The organism is Phycicoccus sp. 3266 (assembly GCF_031456495.1).
In the GTDB taxonomy this organism is placed as follows: Bacteria; Actinomycetota; Actinomycetes; order Actinomycetales; family Dermatophilaceae; genus Pedococcus.
Map to the genome: position 1 here is coordinate 662338 of NZ_JAVDUW010000002.1, position 19363 is coordinate 681700.

The 19363-nt window shown below is 73.4% G+C and carries 16 protein-coding genes; 11 read left to right on the top strand and 5 right to left on the bottom strand.

The genetic code is table 11. The features are described from left to right. Positions 1-71: 71 nt before the first annotated feature. Positions 72-4055, top strand: coding sequence for a S8 family serine peptidase (locus J2X64_RS12990; protein WP_310155045.1), 3984 nt, complete (start codon positions 72-74; stop codon positions 4053-4055). Between the two features lie 82 nt (positions 4056-4137). Here J2X64_RS12990 and J2X64_RS12995 read toward each other — a convergent pair whose 3' ends face one another. Next, entirely contained in the window at positions 4138-5337 is a 1200-nt protein-coding gene (locus tag J2X64_RS12995; RefSeq protein WP_310155048.1) for an amidohydrolase family protein, read from the bottom strand. Continuing rightward, positions 5334-6236 carry an SIS domain-containing protein gene (locus tag J2X64_RS13000; protein ID WP_310155051.1) on the bottom strand — a complete coding sequence of 301 codons (903 nt, stop codon included), beginning with the start codon at positions 6234-6236 and terminating at the stop codon, positions 5334-5336. The genes J2X64_RS12995 and J2X64_RS13000 overlap by 4 nt, the downstream gene beginning before the upstream one ends. A gap of 245 nt (positions 6237-6481) precedes the next feature. Between J2X64_RS13000 and J2X64_RS13005 the strand changes: the two genes are divergently transcribed. The 5 genes from J2X64_RS13005 to J2X64_RS13025 are packed head-to-tail and all read left to right on the top strand — an operon-like array spanning position 6482 to position 10710. Beyond that, positions 6482-7291 carry a DeoR/GlpR family DNA-binding transcription regulator gene (locus J2X64_RS13005; RefSeq protein ID WP_310155054.1) on the top strand — a complete coding sequence of 270 codons (810 nt, stop codon included), beginning with the start codon at positions 6482-6484 and terminating at the stop codon, positions 7289-7291. 3 nt (positions 7292-7294) lie between these two features. Beyond that, complete coding sequence (locus J2X64_RS13010; protein ID WP_310155057.1) at positions 7295-8287, top strand: ROK family protein; 993 nt, start codon at positions 7295-7297, stop codon at positions 8285-8287. Further along, the gene (locus tag J2X64_RS13015) at positions 8284-9216 is read left to right on the top strand and encodes a hexose kinase (protein WP_310155061.1); all 933 of its coding nucleotides are present in this window, start codon (positions 8284-8286) and stop codon (positions 9214-9216) included. Before J2X64_RS13010 ends, J2X64_RS13015 begins: the two co-directional genes overlap by 4 nt. A 1-nt stretch (position 9217) precedes the next feature. Next, on the top strand, positions 9218-10051 hold the full coding sequence (locus J2X64_RS13020; RefSeq protein WP_310155064.1) for a class II fructose-bisphosphate aldolase: 834 nt from the start codon (positions 9218-9220) through the stop codon (positions 10049-10051). A 35-nt stretch (positions 10052-10086) separates the two neighbouring features. Then, on the top strand, positions 10087-10710 hold the full coding sequence (locus J2X64_RS13025) for a histidine phosphatase family protein (RefSeq protein ID WP_310155067.1): 624 nt from the start codon (positions 10087-10089) through the stop codon (positions 10708-10710). Positions 10711-10784: 74 nt separating this feature from the next. Here the strand turns inward: J2X64_RS13025 and nucS are convergent, their stop codons facing one another. Then, positions 10785-11480, bottom strand: coding sequence for an endonuclease NucS (gene nucS, locus J2X64_RS13030; RefSeq protein WP_310155070.1), 696 nt, complete (start codon positions 11478-11480; stop codon positions 10785-10787). Positions 11481-11586: 106 nt separating this feature from the next. Between nucS and J2X64_RS13035 the strand changes: the two genes are divergently transcribed. The 5 genes from J2X64_RS13035 (at position 11587) to J2X64_RS13055 (ending at position 16509) form a co-directional block, all read left to right on the top strand. Then, positions 11587-11991 (top strand): hypothetical protein, encoded by a 405-nt coding sequence (locus tag J2X64_RS13035; RefSeq protein WP_310155073.1) that lies wholly within the window; start codon positions 11587-11589, stop codon positions 11989-11991. A gap of 70 nt (positions 11992-12061) precedes the next feature. After that, positions 12062-13840 carry a 3-hydroxybutyryl-CoA dehydrogenase gene (locus J2X64_RS13040; RefSeq protein ID WP_310155076.1) on the top strand — a complete coding sequence of 593 codons (1779 nt, stop codon included), beginning with the start codon at positions 12062-12064 and terminating at the stop codon, positions 13838-13840. An 80-nt stretch (positions 13841-13920) separates the two neighbouring features. Next, the gene (locus tag J2X64_RS13045) at positions 13921-14220 is read left to right on the top strand and encodes a hypothetical protein (RefSeq protein WP_310155079.1); all 300 of its coding nucleotides are present in this window, start codon (positions 13921-13923) and stop codon (positions 14218-14220) included. Between the two features lie 169 nt (positions 14221-14389). Next, entirely contained in the window at positions 14390-15319 is a 930-nt protein-coding gene (locus J2X64_RS13050; protein WP_310155081.1) for an ATP-binding cassette domain-containing protein, read from the top strand. After that, positions 15316-16509: an ABC transporter permease gene (locus J2X64_RS13055; protein WP_310155083.1), complete on the top strand. Its 1194-nt coding sequence runs from the start codon at positions 15316-15318 to the stop codon at positions 16507-16509. Before J2X64_RS13050 ends, J2X64_RS13055 begins: the two co-directional genes overlap by 4 nt. Positions 16510-16614: 105 nt before the next feature. Here the strand turns inward: J2X64_RS13055 and J2X64_RS13060 are convergent, their stop codons facing one another. Together J2X64_RS13060 and ccrA are read right to left on the bottom strand one after the other, a co-directional pair. After that, complete coding sequence (locus tag J2X64_RS13060) at positions 16615-17922, bottom strand: AI-2E family transporter (RefSeq protein ID WP_310155086.1); 1308 nt, start codon at positions 17920-17922, stop codon at positions 16615-16617. Between the two features lie 57 nt (positions 17923-17979). Continuing rightward, a complete protein-coding gene (gene ccrA / locus J2X64_RS13065) occupies positions 17980-19320 on the bottom strand; it encodes a crotonyl-CoA carboxylase/reductase (RefSeq protein ID WP_310155089.1) in 1341 nt (446 codons plus the stop codon). Positions 19321-19363 lie beyond the last annotated feature (43 nt).

Sequence of the window (19363 nt, forward strand, 5' to 3'; positions counted from 1 at the left end):
GATGGTCGGCTGCCGCGCGCAAGGAGACCTCCGTGTCGATGCCGTCCCGGGCACGCCACCGACGAGGCCACGTGGCCGCCGTCGGAACCAGCGCCCTCGCCCTGGTCGCTGCCGCCGCCCTCGGTGGGGCGACCACCGCGGTCGCCTCCCCGGCGCCGGCCGCTTCGGTTGCCTCGCAGCCCGGGCACAGGACGCGTGCCTCCGTGCCGGCCGGGACGACCTCCGCGGGGTCGTTCCGCCTCGGGACCCAGCGCAGCGCCGGCGAGAAGGTCGACCGGTCCCTGGCCGGGGCCAAGGGCGCCGTCGACGTCATGATCGAGCTCGACGCGCGCTCGGCCACGTCGGCCTTCCTGTCCGCCCGCCCGCGCGGCCTCACGGCCGCCAAGGGTGCGGCGCGCGCCCAGACCGTCGCCGTCCGCCGCGCGCAGCGCGGTGTGGAGTCGGCCTTCGGCCGCTCGGCGACCCGGGCCAGCGTCCTCTACCGCAGCCACGCGCTGTACTCCGGCGTGGCGGTGCGTACGGACGCGAGCCGGCTGCGCGCCCTCGCGGACCTGCCCGGCGTGAAGGCGGTGCACCGGCTCGTGCCCAAGCAGGCCTCCAACTCCTCGTCGGTGCCGCTCATCGGGGCACCGCAGGTCTGGCACGCCAACGGCCAGACGGGTCAGGGCGTCCGGATCGGCATCATCGACACCGGCATCGACTACACCCACGCCGACTTCGGCGGCCCGGGCACCACCGAGGCCTTCGACGCGGCCAAGGCCACGAACACGTTCACGCCGACCGCCAAGGTCGTCGGCGGGTACGACTTCGCCGGCGACGCGTACAACCCCAGCGAGGGCGTCGACTCACCGGTGCCTGACGCCAACCCGCTCGACTGCGAGGGTCACGGCTCCCACGTCGCCGGCACGACGGCGGGCCTCGGCGTCGCCAAGGACGGCCACACCTGGGCCGGTGGCTACGACAAGGACATCGCGCCCGCGGACGTCAGCATCGGGCCCGGTGTGGCACCCGGCGCGAAGCTCTACGCCCTCAAGGTCTTCGGCTGCGACGGTGACACCAACCTCGTCGGCCAGGCCCTGCAGTGGGCGGCCGACCCCAACGGGGACGGCGACGTCTCCGACCACCTCGACGTCGTCAACATGTCGCTCGGCTCGAGCTACGGCTCACCGGATGACCCGGACGCCGTCGCGTCCAACGCCCTGGCTGCCCTCGGCACGGTCGTCGTGGCCTCGATGGGCAACAGCGGCGACGTCTACGAGGTCGGCGGGGCGCCGGGCAACGCGACCCGCGTGCTCGCCGTGGCCGCCAGCGACGACGGCAACGACGTCGTCGACGGCCTCAAGGTCGACAGCCCTGCCGGCATCGAGCCCGCCGACACCGTCGACGGGAAGCAGGACGACGTCTTCGCCGCGCTCAAGTCCACCAGCTACGACTGGGTGAAGGGCCCCGGCGTCACCGACACCGGCGTCGTCACCCTCGGGGACTGGAGCAAGCCGGAGTCGGACGCCAACAACTCGGACGCCTGCACCGCCCTGTCCTCCACGGATGCCGCGAAGGTCGCGGGCAAGGTCGTCCTCACCAAGTGGTACGACGGCACCGGCCGTCGCTGCGGCTCGGCCGGGCGTTCGGCGAACCTCGTCGCCGCGGGGGCTGCCGGCGTCATCTTCGGCAGCGACGTCAACTCGTTCTCTGCCGGGGTCCTCGGCGACGCACGCATCCCCGCGATGCTCACGGTGAACCAGGCGACCAAGGCGATCAAGGCCGCCCTCGACGCGTCGACGCCGGTCGACGTCACCATGACCGACGCGCTGCGCAACGCCGTGACCGTCGTGAACAAGGGCGCGGTCGACCAGCTCGCTGGCTTCTCCTCGCGTGGCATCGGCGTCGCCGGCACCGTCAAGCCCGACGTCGCGGCGCCCGGCGTCACGACCTTCTCGGTCGCGGTCGGCACGGGCAACGAGGGCATCGCCGAGAGCGGCACCTCGATGGCCTCGCCGCACGTCGCCGGTGAGGCTGCCCTCGTGCGGGCCTCGCACCCGACGTGGTCGGTGGAAGAGGTCAAGGCCGCGATCATGAACAGCGCGACCCAGGACGTCTACGTCGGGCCCAACCACACGGGCGCCTCGTACGGCCCGGAGCGGGTCGGCTCGGGTCGCGTCCAGGTCGCGGGAGGGGTTGACACGACCACCCTCGCGTACGTCAAGGACACCCCCGGTGCGGTGGGTGTCTCGTTCGGCCCGGTCGCGGTGACCGCGCCGACCACCACGCTGCGCAAGACGGTCCGGGTCGAGAACAAGGGATCGGCCGGCACCGCGGCATACGCCGTCTCCTACCAGCCGGCGCACCCGACGCCGGGCGTGACGTACACGTTCAGCCCGGCCCAGGTCAGCGTCCCCGCCGGCGGCTCGGTCGACGTCACGGTCACCGCGACCATCACGCGCTCGCAGCTGCGGGCCGTGGAGGACCCGACGACCAGCAGCGACCCGCTGGACCTCGGGCTGGAGCGCAGCTACCGCGCGGACGCCAGCGGCCGCATGGTCCTGACGCCGGTGGGCGACACCACCCCGGGCGTCCTGCGCGTGCCGGTGTGGTCTGCCCCCCGTCCCGCCTCGGCGATGTCCTCGGCCGCCACGGCCGTGGTCTCCGGGCCCGCGGGCCTGAAGTACGGGTCGCTGCGGCTCACCGGCACGGGCGTGGAGCAGGGGCCGGGCGACGGCACCGGCTACCTGTCGAGCGTGTCGACCTTCCAGCTCCAGGGGCGCAGCGCGAAGCTGCCGGCCTGCTCGAGCAGCCTGTTCACCGGGTGCGTCGCCCTGGCCGACGACCGCTCCGCCGACCTGCGGTACGTCGGCAGCGCCTCGGACCTGCCGACCTACCCCGACGCGACCACGGCGATGGAGGCCGGGCTCATCACGTTCGGGATCAGCAGCTGGGGACCGTGGCGCACGCCCGCCTCGTACACCGAGTTCGACGTGTACCTGGACACCAACGCCGACGGGACCCCGGACGCGGTGGTCTACAACACCCGGGCCGTGACGACGGACGACTACGACTACTTCCTGTCCGAGCTGGTCGACCTGCGCGACCCCAGGAAGATCACCGTCCTCGACGACGAGCTGGTCAACGGCGTCGACGGGTCGTTCGACACCAACGTGTTCAACAGCGACTCGCTCGCCCTGCCGGTGTCGGTGGCGGCGCTCAAGAGTGCCGGCCTCGTCACGGGTCCGTCGGCCAAGCTGCGTTACTGGGTCGAGTCGTACTCCGCGGAGTCGGGGGCCGTCGACTCGGTGGGAACCAGCTCGGCGCCGATGACCCTGTCCATCGGGTCGCCGGCCCTGGCGGCCTATGGCGACTGGGGCACCCTGGCGAGCACCGACCTGCCCACCCAGTCCCTGCGCGTCCGGCGTGACCAGGCCACCGTCGCCTCGGACAAGCCCGCCGGCCTGCTGCTGGTGCACCACACCAACACCGACGGCAACCGGGCGCAGGTCGTCGGGGTCAAGGTCGCCTCGGCCACGCGGCTGTACGCCTCCACGACCTCGTACACGTACGGCGGCAAGCCGACCTACACCGCGACGGTCTTCCCGGCGACGTCCACCGGCTCGGTGACGTTCAAGGACAACGGCCGCGCGGTCAGGACGGTCGCGGTCAGGAGTGGCAAGGCGGTGTGGACGGCGTCCGGCCAGACCCGCGGGACCCACTCGATGACGGCGACGTACGGCGGGGACGCCATCACCGTGGGCAGCTCCTCCGGCGCGGTCAGGGTCACGGTCAAGGGCCTCACGACCCGCACGACGCTCAGGGCGGGCTACACCCAGTACGCGTACGGTTACCGGCCGCCGCTCATGACGGCCACGGTGGCGCCCTCCTGGGCGACCGGGACCGTGACCTTCCGGGACGGCAGCCGGGTGCTCTGGACCGGCGCCGTCCGCAGCGGAAAGACGGTCTACCGGCTGCCGAGGCTGGCGCGGGGGTCGCACCGGGTCACCGCCGTCTACAACGGCTCGTACAAGTACGCGCCGTCCACCGGGGTGGTCACCATCACCGTGCGCTGAGCGCAGTGACACACCAGACCGGGGTCCCCGCCGCTTGGCGAGGGCCCCGGTCCCGTGGGCGCGTATGCCGTCCGGCCGGGTCTCAGTCGAGCCAGGAGCCGCGGCGGAGCACGCGGCGCAGCGACAGGTCATCGTCGACGACGAGCAGGTCGGCGTGCTGCCCGGCCGCGAGCCCCCCGACGCCGTCGAGCGACAGGGCCGCGGCGGGCGTGGGGCTCGCCGCCGTCACGGCGTCGAGGAGGTCGATGCCCAGGTCCTGCACGCACCAGCGCACCTGCTCGAGCAGGGTGGAGACGCCACCGGCCAGCGAGCCGTCCTTGACCAGCCGGGCCTCGCGGCCCACGACCCGGACGGCCTGCCCACCGAGCGTGTACTCGCCGTCGGACAGCCCACCGGCCGACATCGAGTCGCTGACGAGGGCGATGTTCGCCGCGCCCACCGTGTCGAACACCATCCGGACCGTGCCGGCCGCGAGGTGCACGCCGTCGGCGATGACCTCGACGACGGCCTCGCCCCGGGCGGCGGCGGCGAGAGCCGCCGCGACCGGTCCCGGGGTGCGGTGGTGCAGCGGGGGCATGCCGTTGAACAGGTGGGTCACCAGCGGCCGGCCGCCGCGGGCACCGGCGGACCGGACCCGCTCGAGGGCGGCGGCGGCCACCTCCCAGGGGGCGTCGGTGTGCCCGACGGCCGCGAGGGCCCCGGCGGCAGCGAGGCGCACCGGCAGCTCGTCGGCGCCGGCGCGCTCCGGGGCGTACGTCATGTGCGCGAACCACGGCCCGGCCGCCGCTGCGACCCGCTCGACGAAGGCGGCGTCGGGGTCGGTCAGGGCGTCGGGGTTCTGCGCACCGCAGCGGTCGACCGACAGGAACGGTCCCTCGAGGTGGATGCCCGCGAGGTCACCGGACTCGGCGAGGGGGACCAGGGTCGCGATACCGGCGAGCAGGACGTCCTGCGGCGCGGAGACGAGCGAGCCGACGACCGAGGTGCTGCCGGCCCGGTGGTGGCGTGCCACGGCCCGGTTCGCAGAGTCCGCGTCGGTGCCGAACTCCCCGCCGTCGCCGCCGTGGCAGTGCAGGTCGACGAGGCCGGGCAGGATCGTCGCGCCCGGCTCCCAGCCGGGGGGAGTGGATGCCTTCGCCCACTGCGCCGGCAGCGCGTCGCGCTCGCCGGCATACGCGATGGTGCTGCCGTCGACGACGACGGCGCCGTCCGCCACCACGCGGTCGGGCAGGACGGTGCGTCCGGGCAGCAGGACTGTGGTGTCGGCAGGCGTCGAGGTCACGACAGGATGATGGACCGGGTCAGGTGGCGCGGTCGATCCGGGTCGACCCCGGCGCGTCGCGCCTTGACCAGGCAGAGCCGGTGCAGCCGCACGAGGTCCGCGAGTGGGTCGATGTCGCGGTGCTCGAACCACGCCCCGGTCGCCCGGACGTCCTCGGCCAGCCCGCTCGGCACCTCGCCGAACGCCCACGTCGCGCGGCCGGTCGTGGCGATGCTGATCGGGCCGTGGCGGTACTCCATCGCGGGGTAGGCCTCGGTCCAGAACTGCGCCGACTCGCGCAGCTTGAGCGCCGCCTCCTGGGCCAGGCCGACGGTCCAGCCACGGCCGAGGAAGGTGAGCTGCTCGGCGTCGGCCACGCCGGCCAGCGCCGACTCCTCGTCCTCGGCGAGCACCGCGCGGGCCTGCTCGGCGACCGCCGCGACGTCCTCTCCGAGGGTCGCGCGCAGCAGGGCGAGCGTCGTCGTGGCGAAGCGGGTCTGCACGACGGACTGCTCGTCGACCTCGGGCAGCAGCAGCGTGCGCTCCGCGAGGTCGGGGATGGGCGTGCCCTCGGTGGCCACGATGGCGGTGGTGCGCCGGCCCTGCTCGGCGAGTCGCCCGACCAGCTCGACCACCTCGGTCGTGGTGCCCGAGCGGGAGATCGCGACGACCCGGTCGAAGGTGCGGGTGTGGGGGTACTCGCTGGCGGCATGGGCCTCGGTGTGGCCGTGCCCCGCGGCCTCACGCAGGACGGCATACGCCTGCGCCATGTAGTAGCTCGTGCCGCAGCCGACGACGGCGACGCGCTCGCCGGGGGCGGGGAGGGCCGCGCGGGCCTCGTCGAGCCGGCCCAGGACGGCCACCCAGTCGTCGGGCTGGCTGGCGATCTCGGCGGCGAGGTGGCTGGCGTGCTCGGTCATGGGTCGGGGCTCCTTCGCCTGGCCTGAGTGATTTAGACTGCTCAGAGTCTCGGGCAATCAGATTCGATCAGTCAAGCGCAGGTCGTCCTGATCGGTCCGTTCAGTCCTGCTGCGCGCGGATGCGTGCGGATCCGCTTGACGCCGAGCAGGCCTGCGCGCCAAGGTGTGCGACAGGGTCGCCTGTTCGTGAGTGAAGTACCCGACAAACGAAACAAAACGATCAGGGGCTGCTGAAGGGAGCAGGCGTGGCCAACGGCGCAGCGAAGTCCCTCGACCGGGGTGCCCGGTGGAGCGCCCTGCTCGGCCTGCTCGCCGAGCGCGGCCGGCTCAGCGTCGGTGAGGTCGTCGACGTCCTGGGCGTCTCCGAGGCGACCGTCCGGCGCGACTTCGGCGACCTCGCCGCCCAGCAGCTCGTGACCCGGACGCACGGCGGCATCGTCGCCACGGCCGTCGCCTACGACCTGCCCGCGCGCTACAAGCAGGCCGGCGCCGACGACGCCAAGGAGCGGATCGCCGCCCACGCGGCCGACCTGGTGCGGGACGGCACCGTGGTCGGCTTCAACGGCGGCACCACGACCAGTGCCGTCGCCCGTCGCCTCGCCGCCCGGTCCGACCTCGCGATGTCCTCCAACCGGCCCGCGATCACCGTCGTCACCAACGCCCTCAACATCGCCACCGAGATGGTCCTGCGGCCCTTCGTGCGCTGCGTGTCCCTCGGCGGGGTCGCCCGGCCCGAGTCCTACGAGCTGTCGGGGCCGCTCGCCACCATGGTGCTCAACGAGCTGTGGCTCGACACCGTCGTCCTCGGCGTCGACGCGGTCTCCGGCGGGGCGGGGGCGATGTGCCACCACGAGGGCGAGGCGGGGATCAACGCGCTCATGGTCGAGCGAGCCGACCGCGTCGTCGTCGTTGCGACGGGGGCCAAGATCGGCGCCCGGGCGTTCGCCCGCATCTGCCTGCCCTCGCGCATCGAGACGGTCGTCACCGACGACACCGCCGACCCTGCCGCCGTCGCTGACCTGCGGGCGGCCGGCGTGACGGTGGAGGTGGTCTGAGCGGTGACCGCCGTCGTGGCCGCCGTCGACGTCGGCGGCACCCGGATGAAGGCCGCCCTCGTGGACCGGGAGGGTCGCGAGGTGGTGACCCTCACGCGGCCGACGCCTGCCGCTCTCGACGTGCCCGGCGCGCTCGTCCGGGCCGTGGCCGAGACCGTGGCAGCCCTCCGGGAGGCCGCCGCCGACCTCAGCGGCCACGTCGGACCCGAGGACGCCGTCGGGCGCGCGGACCCCACCGCGCCCGAGGACGCCGTCGGGGACACCCCCGAGGTCGTCGCGGCCGGTGTCGTCGTCCCGGGCATCGTCGACGACGTGCGGGGTGTCGCGGTCTGGGCGTCGAACCTCGGCTGGCGCGACCTTCCGGTCACCGCACCCCTGTCCGAGCTGCTCGGCATGCCCGTGGCACTGGGCCACGACGTGCGCGCCGGCCTGCGGGCGGAGGTCGCGTGGGGCGCCGCGGCCGGCTCGCGCAACGTCCTCTTCATCCCCCTCGGCACGGGGATCGCCGGTGCGCTCATGCTCGACGGCCACGTCGTGGCTGCCGACGGCTGGGCCGGCGAGATCGGCCACGTCGTCGTCGAGCCCGAGGGACTGCCCTGCCCGTGCGGCCAGCGCGGCTGCCTCGAGACCGTGGCCTCTGCGGCCGCCGTCGCACGGGCGTATGCCGCGCGGACGGCCGGGCGCGGCGGTGCGCCGCTCGACGCCGAGGCCGTCGCGGGGCTCGTCCGGGCCGGCGACGCCGACGCCGCTGCGGTCTGGGACCACGCGGTGACCGCCCTGGCCCGCAGCCTGGTCATGATGACGACCGCCACCGGGGTGGACCACATCCTCGTCGGGGGAGGGCTGGCGCAGAGCGGGGAGACCCTGCTCGCGCCCCTGCGCGAGGCCGTCCACGCCTCGCTCACCTTCCAGCGCGAGCCGCGGATCGAGCGGGCCCGGCTCGGGGAGCGGGCCGGGTGCCTGGGCGCTGCCTGCCTGGCGTGGGACGTCGCATGATCCTCACGGTCACGCCCAACCCCGCCCTCGACGTGACGTACGACGTCGACCGGCTCGTGCCGCACACGAGCCACCGCGTGCGGCAGGTCCGCGAGCGCGCGGGCGGCAAGGGGGTCAACGTCGCCTCCGTCCTCGCCCTGATGGGCGAGCCCGTCTTGGCCACGGGGGTCGTCGGCGGCCCCTCGGGTGACGTGCTGCGCGCGGACCTCGACCGCCGGAGGATCCGTCACGACCTGCTCCCGGGCGACCTGACGACGCGCCGGACCGTCACCGTCGTCTCCGCGCAGGACGGCGACGCCACGGCCTTCAACGAGCCGGGCGCGTCCTGGCCGGGCGAGCTGCGCGACGCGCTCGTCGTCCACGTGGAGCGACTGCTGCGGGTCCACCGCCCCGCCGTGCTCGTGGTCTCCGGCAGCGTGCCGCCCGGGTTCGGCGGCGAGGGGTGCGCGGCGCTGGTCGCGGCGGGCCACGCGGCAGGCGCCCGCGTCGTCCTCGACACCTCGCGCGACGCGCTGGTCGACGCCCTGCCCAGCGGCCCCGACGTCATCAAGCCCAACCGCGACGAGCTGTATGCCGTGACCGGCACCGCCGAGCCGGTGGAGGGCGCCAAGGCCCTGCAGCGCAAGGGCGCCCGGCATGTGCTGGTCTCCCTCGGCGCCGACGGCATGGTCCTGGTCGAACCCGACGGCACGGTGCTGCGGGCCGGGCTGCGCGAGCCACTGAGGGGCAACCCCACCGGCGCCGGCGACGCCTGCGTCGCCGCGGTCGCGACGGGCCTGGCCCGCGGCTCGGCCTGGCCGGACGTCCTGGGCGACGCGGTCGCGTGGTCGGCGGCGGCCGTCCTGCGCCCGGTCGCGGGCGAGGTGGCGGTCGAGGACGTCTCGCGGCTGCGCGGGCTCGTCACGCTCGAGGGCACGGAGGTGCGCTGAGGTGCTGGTCGGACTGGACGAGGTGCTGCAGGAGGCCCGGCAGGCCGGGCACGGCGTGGGGGCGTTCAACGTCATCCACCTCGAGCACGCGGAGGCCCTGGTCGGTGCCGCGGAGGACGCGGGGCTGCCGGTGGTGCTGCAGGTCAGCGAGAACACCGTGCGTTGGCACGGGTCGCTCGCGCCGCTCGCCGCCGCGACCCGGGCGCTGGCCGAGCAGTCGCCGGCCCGGGTGGTCCTGCACCTCGACCACGCCACCTCCCGCGAGCTGGTCACCGAGGCGCTGGGCCTCGGGTTCACGTCCGTGATGTTCGACGGCTCGACGCTGCCGGACGACCGCAACCGAGCCGAGACCCGGGAGGTCGTGCGCGAGTGCCACGGTGCCGGTGTCGCGGTCGAGGCCGAGCTCGGCGAGATCGGCGGCAAGGACGGCGTGCACGCGCCGGGCGCCCGCACCGACCCGCACGACGCCGCGCGGTTCGTCGAGGACACCGGGGTGGACGCGCTCGCCGTCGCGGTCGGCACGTCGCACGCGATGACCGAGCGCACGGCCGCCCTCGACCTCGAGCTCATCGCCGCGATCCGCGAGCAGGTCCCCGTTCCGCTGGTCCTGCACGGCTCGTCCGGGGTCCCGGACGATGGCCTCGCCGCAGCGGTGCGTGCCGGGATGACGAAGGTCAACATCGCCACCCACCTGCAGGGTGTCTTCACCGGCGCGGTCCGGGAGGTGCTCGGCGCCGACCCGCGCGTGGTCGACACCCGCCGCTACCTCGCCCCCGCCCGCGACGCCGTCCGGGCGGAGGCCGCCCGGCTGCTCGCCCTCCTCGCCCTGCGCTGAACCCGCTCGACGGGCACGCGGCATACGCTCGGGGCATGAGCGACCTCCACTGCCCGGCGACGCTGCTCGTGGCGCGCCACGGGGACGCGGAGTACGGCCACCCGTCGGTGCTGTCGGACGAGGGTGGCTGGCTCAGCGAGCGCGGGCGGCAGCAGGTCCGCACGCTGGCCGAGTCGCTGCGCGGCCGCAACGTGGCACGCGTGCACACCAGCCCGCTGCAACGCGCCGTCGAGTCCGGGGTGCTGGCCGCGGAGCTGCTCGGCGTCGACTCCGTCGTCGTCCCCGGTCTCGAGGAGTTCTCCGTGGGCGCACTCGCCGGGCGCGCCCACGACGACCCCGAGCTGATGTCCGTCTTCACGGCCTGGATGCACGGCGACCTCGGGCGCTTCATCCCGGGCGGCGAGACCGGGGCCGAGGTCGTGGCGCGGTACCGCGAGGCGCTGCTGTCGATCGCCGACCAGCACCGCGGCGAGACGGTGCTCGTGTTCAGCCACGGGGGAGTGATGTCGTTCGTGCTGCCGCGGATCGACGGGCGGGTGCGGGCCGACCTGGCGGCGGCGGCCTTCCTGCCCAACTGCGGGGTGGCCGAGGTGGCCGTCGACGGGGACGGCTTCGCCGTGCGGTGCTGGCCCGGCTCGGTGGACCGCTCGGTCGTCTGAGCCGACGGCCTGGAGACGGGGCCTGGAGACGTGGCCTGGAGGAGCTGCCCGGACGAGCTGCCCGGACCAGCTGCCTAGAAGAGGCGGTGCTCGCTGGTGTCGATGCCCTTGAGGGCGTCGTAGTCGAGGGTCACGCAGCGGATGCCGCGGTCGGTGGCCAGGGTCCGCGCCTGCGGCTTGATCTCCTGCGCGGCGAAGACCCCGGTGACCGGCGCGAGGTGCGGGTCGCGGTTCATCAGCTCGAGGTAGCGGGTCAGCTGCTCGACGCCGTCGATGTCGCCGCGTCGCTTGATCTCGACGGCCACCGAGGCGCCGGCGGCGTCCTTGCACAGGATGTCGACCGGCCCGATCGCGGTCATGTACTCGCGCCGGACCAGCGTCCAGCCGTCGCCGAGGGTGTGGATGTGCTCGGCGAGGAGCTTCTGCAGGTGCGCCTCGACGCCGTCCTTGATGAGGCCGGGGTCGACGCCGAGGTCGTGCGAGGAGTCGTGCAGCACCTCGTGGATGAGCACGCGGAGGCGGTCCTCGGACTTGGCGTGCTGCACGACCCACACCGCGCTGACGCCGTCGGCGGCCTCGTGCTCCTCGGGGGTGACCTCGGCCATCGCGCAGGGCGGCGACATCCAGTTGAGCGGCTTGTAGGACCCGCCGTCGCTGTGGACGAGCACCGACCCGTCGACCTTGACGAGCAGGAGCCGGGTGGCCAGGGGCAGGTGGGCCGAGAGCCGGCCCTCGTAGTCCACCGAGCACTTCGCAATGACGAGCCGCACGAGGAGGCACTCTACGGGTGCCGCTCGTCGTCCTGGTCACAGGTGCAGGAAGGCCGTTGCGTGCCGGCCACAGGTATCGCACACTCGAACCACAGAGGTGAGCAGGATGCGCAGTGTCGTCGGCAACGTCGCCGGGCTCGCCCTGGTCTTCGCCTCGCTCGCGGCCGGTATGCGGTGGGTGACGACCGGGCGGCCGCCCCGCGTCCTCCGCCCGGTGGTGGACCGGGCCGAGGCGTTCGTCGCCGCGCGCCGACCCCGCCCGGAACCCATCCCGCCGGTCCTGCTGGCCCTCGAGCTGGGCCGCCTCGCCACCCACATCCGGTACGTCGAGTCGTCCGACCTGCCCAACAAGGCCGAGCGTCTCATGGCCGCCCGGCTCGCCTACGACCACGCCCTGCGCGACTACTGCCGTGCAGTCGACATCCCCGTCCCACCGGCCATCCGCGGCCTGTCCCGGGAGCAGCGGTTCCACATGGAGTCAGCCCTGATCGGCGCCGGCCACGAGTGGTGACGAGGCGGGTGTCGACCGTCACGCCGCCCGGGGGTCCCGGGCACGTCCGGCGTCTGGGAGACTCCCCGGCATGGCTCGGAAGTTCACGAAGGTCGGAGTGATCGGTCTCGGCACCATGGGTGCCGGCATCGTCGAGGTGTTCGCGCGCAACGGCATCGACGTCGTCGCGGTGGAGGTCGACGACGCGGCCGTCGAGAAGGGTCGCGGCGTCCTCGAGCACTCGACCGGCCGGGCCGTCAGCCGCGGCAAGCTCTCGACCGAGGACCAGGCCGCGCTCCACTCGCGCGTGCACTTCACCTCGAGCATGGACGACCTCGCCGACTGCGAGCTCGTCGTCGAGGCCGTGCCGGAGCACCTCGACCTCAAGAAGGAGGTGTTCGGCAAGCTCGACGCCATCGTCGGCCCGGACGCCGTCCTCGCGACCAACACCTCCAGCCTGTCGGTCACCGAGATCGCCGTCGCCACGAGCAACCCCAAGCGCGTCGTCGGCATGCACTTCTTCAACCCGGCGCCGGTGCTGCAGTTCGTCGAGGTCATCCGCACGGTCGTCACCGAGGACGAGGTCTTCGAGGACGTCAAGGCGCTCGCCCAGCGGCTCGGCAAGCAGCCGGTCGTCGTGGGCGACAAGGCCGGGTTCATCGCCAACGCGCTGCTGTTCGGCTACCTCAACCACGCCGTCTCGATGTACGAGTCGCGCTACGCCAGCCGCGAGGACATCGATGCGGCCATGCGCCTCGGCTGCGGCTACCCGATGGGCCCGCTCGCCCTCATGGACCTCATCGGCCTCGACACGGCCTACGAGATCCTCGACACGATGTACAAGCAGGGCCGCGACCGCCTGCACGCCCCGAGCCCGATCATCAAGCAGATGGTCAGCGCCGGCCTCAAGGGCCGCAAGAGCGGCCGTGGCTTCTACACGTATGCCGAGCCCGGCTCGTCCGCGGTCGTGGACGACGCCCTGACGCCCCGCCCCGCCGGCGAGTCGGGGGCCACCCTGCGCCCCGTCACCAAGGTCGGCGTCGTCGGGTCCGGGACGATGGCCACGGGCATCGTCGAGGTGTTCGCGAAGGCGGGCTACGACGTCACCTACGTGACCCGCAGCCAGGCCAAGGTCGACGCCGTCACCGCCGGCGTCACGCGCTCGCTGGAGAAGGCCGTCCAGCGCGGCAAGCTCGAGGAGTCCGCCCGTGACGAGGCGCTCGGCCGCCTCACCGGGTCGACCTCGCTCGACGCGCTCGCCGGAGTCGACCTCGTGGTCGAGGCGGTCGTGGAGGACCTCGCCGTCAAGCAGGCGCTGTTCGAGAACCTCGACGAGATCGCCCGGCCGGGCGCCATCCTCGCGACGACCACCTCGAGCCTCCCGGTCGTCGAGCTCGCCGCGGCCACCAAGCGGCCGCAGGACGTCATCGGCATGCACTTCTTCAACCCCGCCCAGGTGATGAAGCTCGTCGAGGTCGTGCACACCGTCTCGACCGACGCCGACGTCGTCGCCACGGTGCAGGACCTCTGCGCCAAGATCGGGAAGCACGCCGTCTCCTGCGGCGACCGCTCGGGCTTCATCGTCAACGCGCTGCTCTTCCCGTACCTCAACGACGCCGTGAAGATGCTGTCGGCCAACTACGCCAGCGCCGACGACATCGACACCGCGATGAAGACCGGCTGTGGCCTGCCGATGGGCCCGTTCGAGCTGCTCGACGTCGTCGGGCTCGACGTGTCCCTGGCGATCCAGCGCGAGCTCTACCTCGAGTTCCGCGAGCCCGGCTTCGCGCCGGCCCCGCTGCTGGAGCACCTCGTCACCGCCGGCTACCTCGGCCGCAAGACCGGCCGCGGCTTCCGCACCTACGCCTGATCCCGGCACACCCTGTCGCCCGGGGTACACGAGCGACGCCTACGACGTCTCCCGCGGCCGGCTCTGGGACAATTGCCACCGTGCCCCGAGCCAACCGCCGTCGCCGCGACGACGTCCCGCTGAACCTGCAGCGGGCCGTCGGGGGTGCCCCGCGCCGCGAGTCGTATGCCGGGGGCGAGTGGTTCGTGCGCCGTGTCTCGGGCGAGGGGTCGACGCGTGCGTACCTCTGTCCGGGGTGCCAGCAGACGATCCCGACCGGCACGCCGCACGTCGTCGCCTGGCCGGCCGACGGCCTCGGCGGCCTGGACGACCGGCGGCACTGGCACACCACGTGCTGGGAGGCCCGTGGCCGGCGGCACGCCACCGGCTCCTACCGCTGACGCCCGGCCCCGAGCCTGATCGCTGGTCTGCGCACAGACCGGCGTGTCACTGCGCTCGGATCCGCTCCCTGCGCTGTGGGACCCAGGTCTGCGCGCAGACGTCCGGGACTCACACCGGGTGGGACGTTCGCCCCTGTGGCAGGTGACTTGTCCGCGTGACGGTGGACGGGTGTCGGACGGGTTGCAGGTCGACCGGGTGGTGCACGCCTTCGGTGAGCGGGTGGCGCTCGACGGCGTCAGCTGCGAGGTGCCCGCGGGACGCCTGACCGGGCTGCTCGGCCCGAACGGCGCGGGCAAGACGACCCTCATGCGGATCCTGCTGGGCGTGCTCGTCCCGGACGGCGGCCAGGTGTGGCTGGACGGGCGACGCCTCGAGGACGTCCACGACCGGGGCGGCTGGGGCTACATGCCTCAGGAGCGCGGGCTCTACCCGGCGATGCCGGCCGGCCCGCAGGTGGTTCACTTCGCCCGGCTGCACGGGCTCTCGCGGGCCGAGGCGACGCAGCGCGCCCGCGACCTGCTGGGGGAGCTGGAGCTGGGGGACCGCTGGGACGAGCGCACCGACCGGCTGTCCGGCGGCATGCAGCAGCGGCTGCAGCTCGCGACCGCGCTCGCGCACCTGCCCGAGGTCATCGTGCTCGACGAGCCGTTCGCGGGCCTGGACCCGGTGGCGGTCGACCAGCTGTCCGCGCTCCTGCGGCGGCGTGCGGCGGACGGGTGCCTGGTGCTGTTCTCCAGCCACCAGCTCGACCTCGTGCAGGACCTCTGCGAGGACATCGTCATGGTGGACCACGGGCGCACCGTCCTGGCCGGGTCGGTGTCGCACCTGCGCGCAGCCTCGGGACAGAGCCGGCTGCGGCTGCGGCTCGAGTCGGCGGACCGGGAGTGGCTGCGCGCGTTCGACGGCGTGCGGGTGGTCAGCGACGAGGCCGACGACCTGCGCCTCACGGTGCCGACGGGCGTCGACCCCCTGCGGCTGCTCGACGCGGCGCGGTCGCGCGGGGCGGTCCTCGACTTCGGGCTGGAGCTGCCCACCCTGTCCGAGCTCTTTCTGGCAGCAGTGGGTGGCGAGCGGGCGCTGGAGGGGGTGGGCCGGTGACCTGGTGGCGCGGCACGGCCCTCGTGGCCGAGCGCAGCCTGCTGGAGACGGTGCGCTCGCGGGCCTACCGGCTCATCACGGCCGTGCTCCTGCTGGCCTCGGCCGCCGCTGTGCTCGTCCCGCACCTCGTCCTCGACCGCCCCACGAGCTACACCCTCGCGACGGTCGGTGCGGCCCCGGCGCCGTTGCGCGACGCCCTCGCCGCGTCCGCAGCCCGGCAGGGCTTCTCGGTGGAGTATGCCGCGCGCGGCAGCGCCGCCGACGTCCGCACCGCGGTGCGCGACGGCGCCGCGACGGCGGGGCTCGCGGACGGCACCCTGTTCACCGGGACTGGCGTGGACCAGACCTTCTCGGCGCTCGTGGGCCAGGCCGTGGTGTCGGTCGAGACCACGGCCCGGCTGCGGGCCGCAGGGCTGACCCCGGCGCAGATCGCCTCGGTCGCCGCGGTGCGCCCGCCCCTGCAGGTGACGGTGGGTCGCACCGACAGCGGCGAGCGCGCGGCCGTCGGGTACGGCGTCGGCATCGCGCTGTACCTCGCGATCACCTTCGCGGGCGGTGCGATCGCCTCCGCCGTGGCGGTCGAGAAGTCGACGCGCGTCTCCGAGGTGCTGCTGGCGGTCCTGCGCCCCAGCCAGGTGCTGGTCGGCACGGTGTCGGCGGTCGGCGCGGCGACGCTGGCCCAGGTGCTCGTGCTCGCCGTCCCGCTCGCGGTCGCGGTCCGCCTTGGGTACGTGGGGCTGCCAGCCGTCGCCAGTGGCGACCTCGCCCTGGCGCTGGTGTGGTTCGCCCTCGGGTTCGCCGTCTACGCCTTCCTGTTCGCCGCCGCGGCTGCGCTCGTCGACAAGGTGACCGAGGCGAGCGCGGCCGTCGCTCCGGTGACGACGGTGCTGGTCCTCGTCTACCTGCTCAGCATCATCGTGGTCACCGGCCAGCCGACGAGCGGCTGGAGCACGGCGATCTCGCTCTTCCCGCTGAGCGCGCCGCTGGCGTTGCCGGTGCGCTGGTCCAGCGGCGAGGTGCCCGTCTGGGAGCTGGTCACGGCCATGGCGCTGACCGCGGCGACGGCGGTGCTGCTCGTCGCTGTCGGAGCGGCCGTCTACCGCCGCGCGCTGGTCATCACGGGCCACCGCGTCCGCTGGCACGAGCTGACCGGCCACCGGGCCCACCGACGTCCTGCCCGCCCGGCCTGATCCCGGACGTCTGCTCACAGACCCCGCGTACCACTGCGCGCTGATCGGCTCCCTGCCCACTGGTGCGGACATCTGTGCGCAGACGAGCGTCCGGGCCCGTGAGGTTCAGTGGCGGCGCTGGCGGGGGAGGAGGACCTCTTCGTAGAGCAGCAGCAGCCCGGCGGCGACGGGGATCGCGAGCAGGGCGCCGAGCACGCCGAGCAGCGTGCCGCCCGCGAGGGCCGCGACCACCGTCACGGCACCGGGCACCGACACGGTGCGCTGCATGATCCGCGGCGCCACCACGTAGTTCTCGATCTGCTGGTAGATGACGTAGTACGCGAGCGCGATGAACATCTTGCGCGGCTCGTCGAAGACGGCGACCAGGCAGACCACGGAGGCGCCGAGGGTCGCCCCCACCATGGGGACCAGGCCGAGGAAGCCGACCGACACGGCCAGCACCGCGGCATACGGGATCCCGACGATGGTCATCATGATCCAGGAGCACGCGGCGTTCACGGTCGCCACGGCGATCTGCCCGATGGCGTAGGAGCCGGTGCGCCGCATGATCTCCTCGGACAGCGACATCACCCGGGCGCGGCGCGAGGCCGGCACGACGGCGTAGGCCGCGTGCTTGACCCGGGGGAGCGAGGCGAGCAGGAACAGCGTCAGCACCAGGACCGTGAAGGCCTGGAAGATGCCGGTGACGACGGCGGCCCCCACCCCGAGCACCCCACCGAAGACCGAGCTGAGGAAGCCGCTGTCGGTGATCTTCTTGTTGAACTCGCTGCGGATCTTGTCGACGAGGTCGTAGTGCTTGTCGAGGTCCTGCACCCAGCGGCTCTTGAGGATCTGGTCGAGCCAGTCCGGCGCCTGCTGGACGAGCTGGCCGCCCTGGGTGATGACCGGCGGCACGACGACGACGCCCAGAAGGGCGAACACGAGCACGAGGCCGGCGAACACCAGGGCGACGGCCCCGCCCCGCTTCACCCCGCGCCGCGTGAGCGTCTCGACGACGGGGTTGAGGGTGAGCGTGAGGAAGAACGAGATGACCAGGATCGTCAGGACCGTGGTGAGCCGGCCCAGCGTGTGCCAGAGCAGCAGCGCGGTCAGCACGCCGATGGCGCCGACGAACCCCATGTAGAACGGCGACTGGCGGTTGAGCGGCCGGCCGGCGCGCCCGTAGCGCTGGTTCGGCGAGGGGAGGTCGTCGCCGGACGGGCCGGCCCCCTCGAGGACCGCGCCGTTGCCCGGCACGTCGGAGTCCCGGCCGCCGCCCTCCTCGGCCTCCAGCTGCTGCCGGAGGCCGGGGAGCACGTCGGTCAGCAGGTCGGCCGGGACCGGGGTGCTCTCCTCGACGTGCGAGTGGTAGCTCGCCTCCAGCGCCGCACGCTGGCTGCGCCGGAACTCCCTCCACCGGTCCAGCACTGACATGGCGCCGAGCCTAGGGCACGGTGAGGCGGTCGGCCGGGTCCGCCACGGAGCCGCCGGTCAGGTGTTCCGGAAGCGGTTGATCTGCGGCAACAGGGCCTCGCGCTTCTCGGTGTCGGTGACGCCGAGCCCCTCCTCGGGGGAGAGGGTGAGGACGCCGACCTTGCCCTGGTGGGCGTTGCGGTGGACGTCGAGCGCCGCCTGGCCGACCTCGTCCATGGCGTACGTCTTGGACAGGGTGGGCTGGATGAGGCCGCGGCTGATGAGCTCGTTGGCCTCCCACGCCTCGCGGTAGTTGGCGAAGTGGCTGCTTACGATCCGCTTGAGGTTCATCCACAGGTAGCGGTTGTCGTACTCGTGCAGGTAGCCCGACGTCGACGCACAGGTCACGATCGTGCCGCCCTTGCGCGCCACGTAGACGCTCGCGCCGAAGGTCTCGCGGCCCGGGTGCTCGAAGACGATGTCGACGTCGTAGCCCCCGGTGAGCTCGCGGATCTTCTTGCCGAGCCGCTGCCACTCCTTGGGGTTCTGGGCGGTGTTGTCGTCGTTCCAGAACCGGTAGCCCTCGGCGCTGCGGTCGATGATGAGCTCGGCGCCCATGTCGCGGCAGATCTGCGCCTTCTCCGGCGAGGACACGACGCAGACCGGCGTCGCGCCGCCGGCCAGCGCCATCTGGGTCGCGTAGGAGCCGAGGCCGCCGGAGGCGCCCCAGATGAGGACGCGGTCGCCGAGCTTCATCTGGGCGCCGTTCTTGGAGACCAGCTGGCGGTATGCCGTGGAGTTCACCAGGCCGGGGGACGCCGCCTCCTCCCACGACAGGTGGGCGGGCTTGGGCATGAGCTGGTTGGACTTCACGATCGCGAGCTCGGCGAGGCCGCCGAAGTTGGTCTCGAAGCCCCAGATCCGCTGCTGCGGGTCGAGCATCGTGTCGTTGTGGCCGTCGGCGTCCTCGAGCTCGACCGACAGGCAGTGGGCAACGACCTCCTGGCCCGGCTTCCACTTGGTGACGCCGGGGGCCGTGCGCAGCACGACGCCGGCGAGGTCGGAGCCGACGACGTGGTACGGCAGGTCGTGGCGCTTGGCGTACTCCGACGTGCGGCCGTAGCGCTCGAGGAACCCGAAGGTCGACACCGGCTCGAAGATCGAGGTCCAGACGGTGTTGTAGTTGATGGCACTGGCCATGACGGCGACGAGGGCCTCGCCGGGGGCGAGCTCGGGCACGGGCACCTCGTCGAGGTGCAACGACTTGCGGGGGTCCTTCTCCTTGGTGGCCATGCCCTCGAACAGGCCCACCTCGTCCTTGTGCACCGTCACGGCGCGGTAGGACTCAGGGATGGCCAGGCCGGCGTACGTGGACTCGGCGCGGTCCCCGGAGAGGATGGCGTCGCGGATCTCCTGCATGGAACTTCTCCTCGGCGTCAGGCTGCACGGTTGCAGCGAAACT